The 5,861-nt window shown below is 60.3% G+C and carries 8 protein-coding genes; 4 read left to right on the top strand and 4 right to left on the bottom strand.

Annotated elements, in window-relative coordinates; genetic code table 11:
- The first annotated feature begins 86 nt into the window (after positions 1–86).
- On the top strand, positions 87–440 hold the full coding sequence (locus WC683_18980; protein ID MFA4974696.1) for an RNHCP domain-containing protein: 354 nt from the start codon (positions 87–89) through the stop codon (positions 438–440).
- Between the two features lie 678 nt (positions 441–1,118).
- Here the strand turns inward: WC683_18980 and WC683_18975 are convergent.
- Genes WC683_18975 through WC683_18965 form a run of 3 tightly spaced genes read right to left on the bottom strand, consistent with a single transcriptional unit; the run spans position 1,119 to position 2,597 of the window.
- Entirely contained in the window at positions 1,119–1,445 is a 327-nt protein-coding gene (locus tag WC683_18975) for an ATP synthase F0 subunit C (GenBank protein ID MFA4974695.1), read from the bottom strand.
- Positions 1,446–1,478: 33 nt separating this feature from the next.
- Positions 1,479–2,198 (bottom strand): F0F1 ATP synthase subunit A, encoded by a 720-nt coding sequence (atpB, locus tag WC683_18970; protein MFA4974694.1) that lies wholly within the window; start codon positions 2,196–2,198, stop codon positions 1,479–1,481.
- A gap of 3 nt (positions 2,199–2,201) precedes the next feature.
- Complete coding sequence (locus tag WC683_18965) at positions 2,202–2,597, bottom strand: ATP synthase subunit I (GenBank protein ID MFA4974693.1); 396 nt, start codon at positions 2,595–2,597, stop codon at positions 2,202–2,204.
- 120 nt (positions 2,598–2,717) lie between these two features.
- Here WC683_18965 and hpnH point away from each other — a divergent pair, with 120 nt between their 5' ends.
- Genes hpnH through WC683_18950 form a run of 3 tightly spaced genes read left to right on the top strand, consistent with a single transcriptional unit; the run spans position 2,718 to position 5,498 of the window.
- Complete coding sequence (gene hpnH / locus WC683_18960; GenBank protein ID MFA4974692.1) at positions 2,718–3,719, top strand: adenosyl-hopene transferase HpnH; 1,002 nt, start codon at positions 2,718–2,720, stop codon at positions 3,717–3,719.
- 52 nt (positions 3,720–3,771) lie between these two features.
- Positions 3,772–4,521: a hypothetical protein gene (locus tag WC683_18955; GenBank protein ID MFA4974691.1), complete on the top strand. Its 750-nt coding sequence runs from the start codon at positions 3,772–3,774 to the stop codon at positions 4,519–4,521.
- Positions 4,518–5,498 (top strand): hypothetical protein, encoded by a 981-nt coding sequence (locus WC683_18950; protein ID MFA4974690.1) that lies wholly within the window; start codon positions 4,518–4,520, stop codon positions 5,496–5,498. Before WC683_18955 ends, WC683_18950 begins: the two co-directional genes overlap by 4 nt.
- Here WC683_18950 and WC683_18945 read toward each other — a convergent pair.
- Positions 5,422–5,861: HAD-IA family hydrolase (locus tag WC683_18945; GenBank protein ID MFA4974689.1), on the bottom strand; the 440-nt coding region annotated here is incomplete at its 5' end. The genes WC683_18950 and WC683_18945 overlap by 77 nt on opposite strands.

The raw sequence follows: 5,861 nt of genomic DNA, 5'->3' as shown, positions 1-5,861 counted from the left end.
CGGCGGAGCGGAAGAAAAAAGCAGCGTCAGGATAAAGGTGATGAGGCCGAAGCGCGGCAAGGACAAAAAGAAGTGAGCAAGCAGCCATGTCTTTGAAGACCAAGCGATTCCAAGTGGTGAACGAGGGCTTCACCTGCAGCAACTGCGACCGCGAGGTGCCCCCCACCGCTCAGACCACGCCCCGCAACCACTGCCCGTATTGCCTGTGGTCCAGGCACGTGGACATAAACCCCGGCGATCGCGCCAACCCGTGCAAGGGTATGATGAGGCCGATCGGCATCTACACACACACGAAGAAGGAGTACGTGATCCTGCACCAGTGCCAGCGATGCGGCGAACGCGTGCGCGCCAAGGCGATCATGCGCGACGCTAACGCAGCCGACGACTTCGACATCATCCTCGAGCTTTCCGGAAAACCCATCGACGAAGAGCACCCTTAAAACTTCTTTGGCTTCGGGTGGCGTCTGGGCTCCCGTGCCCTTCCTTCGTCGCTGGCGCACGTCGCTCGCTACTCGTCGTCAAAAGGCCGTTAGCGTCATGCGGCTTGAATGTCTTCCTCGCGTCAGCCTTCAAGCCGCGACGCCAATCGGCCTTTTGATTTCCTCATACGTTCGTCTCGTAAGCGCGCCTTAAGGCGACTTCAGGCAAGGGCCCGGGAGCCCCGGAACTGACGCCACCCGAAGCTAACCGGCAAATAGCCACATTAATCGCCAAGTATTCGCCAATATTATTGCCCCCTGATTGGCGATTGTTAATGTAAGACTCTTGTCTGTCTTATAGTGCAATATGGTGCATACATTCATTGCACCATATTGCACTATAGGGGCAGCCGGAACCCAATCCGTAGCTATTTAGTTGATAATATTGGGTTATTAAATTTTATGAAGACCGCGCAAGGCCGGGGTATGAAACCCCGGCCTTTTTGTTTCCGGAATCGCTGCCTCAGAGTACCGACTTGACGGAGAGGATCGGGGATGCTCCTCGAGCGGCGTCAGGAGGCGCCGCCATCTAAGCCTGTGATGCTGCGGCGCCGAATGCGCAGGTGAGCGAACGGCGTCTGAGCGAGCGAGCCGTAAGCGAGAGGGGCGTGCCCGATCCTCTCCGTCTGCAAAATGTTCTTAGATTTTTCCCTGCAGGAGGAACGCGATGACGAGGGCGTAGATGACGAGCGACTCGATGAGCGCGAGCGCTATGATCATGGGCGTCATGACCTTGCTCGCCGCTTCGGGATTGCGCGCGATGCCCTCGAGGGTCACGGCAGCGGCCTTCGCCTGGCTCATCGTGCCGGCCACGACGGCCATCCCGATCGCCAACGCCGCGCTTACCGCGAGCACTGCCTTGAAAATCCAGTTTCCATCCTGCGCTGCCTGGCCCACCTGCGCATTCGCAATCGCGGGCGCAAGCGATGCCAGTGCGCACGAGAAAAACACGGCGATTCTCTTCATATCCCCCTCCTATTAATGGCGCGTTCGGATCGATCAGGCATGTTCCTCTGATCCGGACGCCAAGTGTATATATACTATGGAAAGCAGCGTAAAGACAAATGCCTGCATTATCGAAACAAAAATGGAAAGCCCCATGAAAATGATCGGGACGAGGAAGGGCACTATGTCTGAAAAGATGCCGACCACTATGTGGTCGCCGGCTATGTTTCCCATGAGCCTGATCGAGAGCGATGCCGGCCGCACTATGTGGCTCACCGCCTCGACGATGAAGAACAGCGGCGCAAGCCACAGGACCGGCCCTGCCATGTGCCTGAAATATCCCCTGATCCCCTGCTCCTTTATGCCCATATAATTATAATAGAAGAACACCACGAGCGCGCAGGAGAGGTTCGTGTTGATGTTCTCGGTGGGCGGGAAGATCCCAGGGATCACGCCGATGAGGTCCGAGACCAGTATGTACACGAATAAGGAGCCTATGAACGGGAGATGTTTTGCAGCCTTCGGACCCATGATGTCTTCCATGAGCCGAAGCAACGCCTCTGAGATCAGCTCGAATGAGTTCGCTATACTCACTCCGCTCTCGGGTATGAGCCTTCCGGATATGTTCTTAAACTTTTTCCCCGCGATGACGCCCGAGGCGATGAGGAGGAGAGCGACAAAGACCGCGGTCACTACGTGCCTGTATTCGCCGTCCCAGCTCTGGGGGGTTCCGAGGTGTTCCGCCATCCATCTGAGTATCGAAGGCTCGTACATTGTCTAGCCCGCCCTCTCCATCGCGCGGCCTGCCCTTATTCCCTCCACTACGAGGGAGAGGACCACGGCGCCAAAACCCACGAGAAACGGAATCGGGTCCACGATCTTCTCGAAGATAAGCCACCACAGCAGCGCGCCTACGGCTGCGATCTTCAAAAGCCCGAGCGCGGCGAGCAGCCCCTTTCTTACGCCCATGCGGCCGGGGTTTGCCGCCCCCGAGATCGTCACGACCAGGGCCAGAAAGCTGAGCGACCCTATTCCGGCCCCGGCGCCGATGGACAGGGCGGCCTTGTAGTGATGCGTGAAAAACGCGATCGCGGCCAAGATCGCTGCGATCGCGGCCGAGAGCAGGATCACGCGGATCGCTATGGCCGATATCTCACCTTTTTTCGCCTGCATCCGGTTTACCCCCCTCCCTGCCCGTTTCCCCGGCGCCATTTGCTCCAAATAGCACTAATGCGCAAAACTTCAACTATGGATTGTAATTGAGGACCTCGCGTGCTAGAGAGCCCGGCCTCTATGAGATTCCCGCTGGGACAGACCATTTCGATCGCCAACTATATCAGGCGCATGAAGGGCCAGGGGAAGAAGCGCTTCCCCCTGGTGCTCATGCTGGAGCCGCTGTTCGCGTGCGATCTGACATGCTCCGGCTGCGGCCGCATACGCGAGTACAAGGAGCACGCCTCAAAGATGCTCACGCTAGAGCAGTGCCTTGCGGCCGTGGACGATTGCGGGGCACAGGTGGTCTCCATCTGCGGCGGCGAGCCGCTGCTGTATCCCAGGATAAAGGAGCTCGTCGAGGAAACGCTCGGCCGCGGCCGGGTGGTCTATCTGTGCACCAACGGCCAGTCGCTGGAGAAGAAGCTCCCCCTGCTCAAGCCGCACAAGCGTTTCAACATAAACGTGCACCTGGACGGGCTCGCCGCGACGCACGACGCGGTGGTCGAGCGGAAGGGGGCCTTCGACAAGGCGGTGGCCGGGATCGTCGCCGCGAAGAAGGCCGGCTTCTCAGTCTGCACGAACACCACGATCTACAGACAGACGGACGCGGGCGAGATCGAGGCTCTGATCGATTTCCTGGAGGGGCTCTCCATCGACGGCATGCTCATCTCCCCCGGGTTCGATTACTCGGACGTCGAAGACCAGTCCGTGTTCCTCACGCGCTCCGCCATAAAGGAGAAGTTCAGCATCCTCAGGCGCGCCGGACGCGGCAGGAAGATATGGTCCACCCCGCTGTTCCTCGACTTCCTGGCGGGGAAACGCGACTTCGAATGCACGCCGTGGGGCAACGTGACATACAACTACTGCGGCTGGAAGGCGCCCTGCTACCTCATCACCGACGGCCACCACAGCACCTTCGAAGGCTTCATGAAGGACGTGGACTGGGGGAAATACGGCCCAGGCCGCGACCCGCGATGCAAAAACTGCATGTGCCACTGCGGCTTCGAGCCGACCGTGGCGCTCACCACCACATCAAACATCCGCGACGCGCTTACCATGGCCCGCTGGACCATCTTCTGAGGACCGCGACTGGCCGATTGACTTCACGCATTGCTGCCTTTAAAACAACTGCATGCACCAAGTGCCGCTCGCTGTAATTGCCGCGATGGACGATGAGCTCCGCGTCATCCGCTCGAAGATGTCCGTGGATGCATCCCTGTATCTTCGGCCCTCCGTATTCGTGCGCGGTACCTACGAGCAAAGGCCCATCCTCCTAGTCCGCGCAGGCATAGGACGCGAGGCCATGGAGCGGGCGGCGCGCTACCTGGCGGAGCGCTACAAACCTGACTTCTGCCTGCACGTCGGCTACTGCGGCGGCGCAGACCCCTCTCTCCAGGCCGGAGACATGATAATAGCGAACCCGGCGATCGACTCCGTGACGGGAGACAAATTCGAGCCGCCCCCTTCGGCGGCCGGCCGCGCCGAGACTCTGCTCAGCGAGATGGGCATAAGGCACAGGTCGGCAGGGATCGTGACCGTGGACGAGATAGCGCGGGAGCCCTTTGACAAGGCATTCCTCGGCACGCAGCACGAAGCCGTGGCCATCGACATGGAGAGTGCGACGTTGGCCCGGGTATGCTCCGCAGCCGGGATACCCTATGTAGTCGTGAGGGCGGTGCTCGATCCGTTGGATTACGAGTTCCCGGACCTCGACGGCGCCGTCGACGAGTCGGGGAATACAGACGGGATCGCGCTGGCCGGCCGCTTGCTCAGGCGGCCATGCGACCTCCTCAAACTCCCCAAACTGGAATACCTCGCCTCGCAGGCAAGGCAGTCGATAACCTCGCTCATCGAGGCATGGCTCAGGCAGGAGGCGTCATGAAAAAGAAGACCAGGATGTTCATCATACACGCCGCGGTGCTCATCGCGCTCATCGCTACGGCCCTCTTCTTCATGCGCGACGCCAGCGATATCTTCCTAGGGCGCGCCTATGATCCTGCCGCCGGCACGCGTTCGAAGCTCGGCATGCTGGCGCGCTGGATGCCGGCGGACAGGGATTTCTACATAGCCGTCGACGTCCCGAGGGCGCTATCCAACGGCCCCCTCTCGGACAGGGTCTCAGCCATCGTCGCAGGCAAGGAGGGGGTGGCCGCGGAGCTGATATCCGCCCTGCTTGAAAACCACGACGCACTGGGCATGCTCGCGGTCGCGGGAAGGCTGGGTGAGCTGGGGGCCGAATCTGACGTGGTGATCCTGGCGCAGGGCAACTTCGACGAAAAGACGATCGTGCCCGCCATAAGGACGGCGATGAGCGCCGGGCGCGCCGGTTTAACCGCACAGAACTTAGGCTGGGCGACCGTCTATTCCGAGAGCGACTCGCGCGATCCGTTGGCGTTCATGCTGCTCGACAAGCGGCATCTCGCCGCCGGGCGCCGCAAATCGCTGATCTCATTCTATGAAACCAAACCGGAGGATAAGGGCGTCGACAAATCCTTTGAAATCGACGACGTGCTCTCCGGATACGTGGCGATCGGCGAGAGGATGAAGAGTTCCGCGCCGAAAGAGATATATCTCCCGGACGCCGCCTACATAAGGAGCGCCGACGGGATACAGATTTCGGCCACCATACCATGCAAAGACCCCGCAGGCGCACAGGGCGTGCTCATGTTCCTCGACGGCCTGCGCTCGCTCGTGATGATCCAACAGAAGCCCGAGGGGGAGACGGGGCTGGCGGCCGTGGTGAAGGGACTCGGTATCTCGGTGGAGGGAAACGACGTGGTGCTCAAAGGGGAGCTTCTGCCTCTGATTTCGCTCTGGACAGAGCGCCCACATAATCCACCAGCTCAGAAGGCTCCATGATGATAAGCTCGGGTTGAGCGCCCGCCAGCCTCGCCGCCGGATGCAGACCCCAGGCGACGGCTATCGGCGTAACCCCTGCCTCGCGGGCCTCCTTCATGTCCCCAACAGTGTCGCCTATGTAGATCGTGCTATCCTCCGTGACGCCGTGGCCCGACATACACTTGCGCATCCGCTCGACCTTGCCCATCTCCTCGTCGCCGCCGGATATGGTGGAGAAATGCTGGAGGATGCCCAGCCTGCCCAGGACGTCGCGTATCGTCTCGCTTGAGTTGGAGGAGACTATAGCCATGCTGCACTTCGAATCGAGCGCCAGGAGCATCTGCGAAACCCCCTCGCAAAGGCTTATCTCCCTGTCCTTGGACA

The sequence above is a fragment of the bacterium genome, from assembly GCA_041648665.1.
Classification (GTDB): Bacteria; UBA10199; UBA10199; order 2-02-FULL-44-16; family JAAZCA01; genus JAFGMW01.
The sequence above is the reverse complement of the archived record's forward strand: the minus strand, read 5'-3'. Positions and strand labels throughout refer to the sequence as shown.

Excerpts from the sequence above, each read along its gene's own strand:
- WC683_18950 (MFA4974690.1), top strand. The coding sequence starts at position 4,518 with ATGAAAAAGAAGACCAGGATGTTCATCATACACGCCGCGGTGCTCATC.
- WC683_18965 (MFA4974693.1), bottom strand. The coding sequence starts at position 2,597 with ATGCAGGCGAAAAAAGGTGAGATATCGGCCATAGCGATCCGCGTGATC.
- hpnH (MFA4974692.1), top strand. The coding sequence starts at position 2,718 with ATGAGATTCCCGCTGGGACAGACCATTTCGATCGCCAACTATATCAGG.
- WC683_18980 (MFA4974696.1), top strand. The coding sequence starts at position 87 with ATGTCTTTGAAGACCAAGCGATTCCAAGTGGTGAACGAGGGCTTCACC.
- atpB (MFA4974694.1), bottom strand. The coding sequence starts at position 2,198 with ATGTACGAGCCTTCGATACTCAGATGGATGGCGGAACACCTCGGAACC.
- WC683_18975 (MFA4974695.1), bottom strand. The coding sequence starts at position 1,445 with ATGAAGAGAATCGCCGTGTTTTTCTCGTGCGCACTGGCATCGCTTGCG.
- WC683_18955 (MFA4974691.1), top strand. The coding sequence starts at position 3,772 with ATGCACCAAGTGCCGCTCGCTGTAATTGCCGCGATGGACGATGAGCTC.